Origin of the sequence: 'Chrysanthemum coronarium' phytoplasma (assembly GCF_000744065.1) — a bacterium.
GTDB classification, from domain to species: domain Bacteria; phylum Bacillota_I; class Bacilli_A; order Acholeplasmatales; family Acholeplasmataceae; genus Phytoplasma; species Phytoplasma asteris.
The window spans coordinates 1-3,138 of sequence record NZ_BBIY01000059.1 but is presented as its reverse complement, the minus strand read 5'-3'; the positions used below and the strand labels follow the sequence as shown (position 1 = coordinate 3,138).

The window sequence follows — 3,138 nt, the reverse complement described above, 5'->3', positions numbered from 1 at the left end:
ATTTTGGGTTTCTATAGCATCAACCGCTTATGAACTTTACCAATTTTATCAAGAAGGAACCCGAAATCCAAATCCACCTCAACAACTAGAAAATAAAATCGAAAACCCAAACACTCACACACCCCACCACGAAGAGGCAATACAAACAAACAATAACGTCGAAGAGGCAAACCAAAACACAAACAATGAATCCCAAGAAGATGAACCCCAAGAAAGAGAAACTCAAAAAAAACAAACAGCCAAACCACCTGAACTAAACAATAACGAACAAACTCCTCAACTAACTACACAACAACCAATTCATAAACAAAAAATAGAAAACAAAAGAAATGAATTAAATCCTGAAATGCAAAAACAAGTTGAGGAGTTAATTCAACAAGAAAAAGCAAAAACTCAACAATTAGAACAAGAAAAAAACTATCTAGAAGCCAATTTACAAGCTCAACAATTAGAAATGTTAAACATCAAAAATCAAAAAGATAACTTAGAAAATCAACTCACATCAAAAGAAAAAGAATTAGCAAATAATCAAGAATTAACAGAAGAAACCAAAAACAAATTACAACAAGAAATTAACGATATCCAAACTAATTTAAACCATCAAATTGAAAATACCCAAAACAAAAATAACGAAATCCAAAATTTACAAACCCAAAAAACTCAATTAGAAAATCAATTGTTTTCAAACAAACAAGATTTAGAAAAACTACAGCAAGAAATTAATCAAAAAGAAGAACAACTACACACCAAACAACAACAATTAATCAGTCAAATTAACTTATCTAATGAAGAAAAACAACAACTAAATTCAGAAATTAACACCTTAAAAACTGATATTAACCAAGAAAAGGTTAATTTCGAAGCTCAACTAGCACTCAAAGAAGAAGAAATAACCCAATTAAAACAAAACGAAACAAACCTAAAACAACAATTAACCCAAAAACAAGATGAAACAACAAGCCTGAGAGAACAACACGTAAAAACTTTGGAAGAAATTCAAAAACAAATAGATAATTACAAAAACATTGTCAAGGAATTAGAAACCGAAACCGAAACTCTAAAAGAACAAATTGCAAAAAATAATGAAAAAGCCAGCAAACTACGAGAAGAATTATTAACTAAACTAAATCAAATTAACACCATTAATCAAGAATTAGTTACTCTTTCACAACCCCAAACATTATTACAAAAAGAATTATCAGATTTAACTCAAACTTACGATGAATGGCAAAATAATTGCGAAATTGAAGCCAATAAAATAAGGCTTGTTAAAACTAATATTATAGACACTCAACACATTAAAGATAGACAAATGTATTACTCTCCTGTCCCCTTTACAGTTGAATTAACCCCAATTTGGGAAGCAGAAGACATGCGCGAACCGAAAGCCAACCAACTTATACAAAACGCAAATAAAAAAATAATAAATAGTAGACCAATAGAAATCAATGGAAATACGTTTCATTATATAAAACCTGATTTATGTTTCAAAAAAATACTTTTTATAAATCCTGACTTTTCCAACCCAGAAGTTTATAACATCCTTCCAAATCAAGAATATTGGCACTTAAAATTTAGTAACAGCGTAAGTGAAACTCCTCCCCCAAATAAACTAAATAATTATAAATCCATATTAGAACAAAAAACTAATAATTTGAATGAAATTACACAAACACTAACCAACAAACAACAAGAACTCAATAATTGCCAACAAGAAATAACTGATTTAATTACCAACCAAAAACCTGATGACACTCTACAACAAGAACTAAATAACAAAGAAACGCATATCAAAACCTTAAAAAACGAAATGCAACAACTAGAAATTAAAGAACAAGGATTTAGAAGTGAAATAGATACTTTGAAACTAGAAAACAAAAACCTAAAAGAAAAATACACTAACGATTTAAATAAAATCCAAGAACAACTAAACACATCTAAAACCGAAAACGAACAACTAGAAAAAGAAATCAAAGAAATTCAAGATGAATTGGTGAAAAACGGCAATGCAAACGAAGCATTAGTTAACCAATTAAATAATAAACAAACTCAAATTAAAGACTTAAAAGGCAAAATCAACATCTTAGAAGCTAACGAAATTCAACTACAAGAAATAATCAACCAAAAAGATGAAGAAATAGCAAAACTACAACAAACCATCCAAGAACAAGCAGAACAAATTATCAAACTAACTGCCGAAATTGAAGCCAACATGGAAACTTTCAAACAACAATCAATCAAAATCCAACAACTAGAAGGTGCAATCTCAGGACTTGAAGGCGCAAGTGGTTCATTAGGATTCGAAAACAAAGAACTACAACACGAAATCGCCAAATTAAAAGAGCAATTGAAAAACGAACAATCTGCCCACGAAACAATGAAAGAAAAATTAGACGACCAAATCCTAAAATTAAAAACCGATAATTCAACCCTAACCACCAAAGCCGACCAACTAAAAATCAAAACCTCCAAATGGGACAAAAGCGTAGAAAGAACAGGTGCAGTAGTAAACACAGTTATTTCAACGAAATCAGGAGCCATAATAGGAGCTTCATTGGGCTCTGCCATTTTACCTGGTGTCGGTACGATTATTGGCGGAGGCATAGGTGGTTTAATTAGTGGTGCCGCATCTGTTGCATCAAAATGGGACACATACAAACAATGGCTTGGATGGTAACAATAATGAATATTTTTTTGCATTATTGTTCTATTTATGTTAAAATAAAAGTAAGTTAAAAAAAGGAAATTTAAGATAGAATGGAATTATTTAAGATATTAACTATTGTATTTTTTTTGGGTATCATTTTTGGGTCAATCCCTTTATGGATTTGGTTTATTCAAAAACGAGAAAATACAAATAGGATTAAAAAAGTCAATATAAAGACGGGTTTGATTATTTATTATGTCATGATGTCTGTTTCAGTTGTTGGATTTGGAGTATTTTTATTTTTAGATAATAAATATGATATAATCAAATCAAAACCTAAAATCTACGAAATTCCCTCAACCAAAATAGAAACCCAAGAGGAGTGGTTTCAAACAAAAAGCGGTGCAAAATACACATATAATGAAAATAATTTACAAAAAAATAATAATAAAAGTTGGCTATTAACCGATATCGCGCAAGAAGGTGTTCCG

At 30.2% G+C, this 3,138-nt stretch carries 1 protein-coding gene and 1 pseudogene; both read left to right on the top strand.

What is annotated here, in order from left to right; translation table 11 throughout:
• Positions 1–346: 346 nt before the first annotated feature.
• Positions 347–2,677, top strand: a complete 2,331-nt coding sequence (locus OYV_RS03145; RefSeq protein WP_236620275.1) for a hypothetical protein — start codon at positions 347–349, stop codon at positions 2,675–2,677.
• Between the two features lie 80 nt (positions 2,678–2,757).
• Positions 2,758–3,138, top strand: a pseudogene (locus OYV_RS03140) (hypothetical protein); the annotation flags it as partial.

Bases quoted from the DNA above. Each gene is read 5' to 3' on its own strand.
- OYV_RS03145 (WP_236620275.1), top strand. From the start codon at position 347: ATGCAAAAACAAGTTGAGGAGTTAATTCAACAAGAAAAAGCAAAAACT.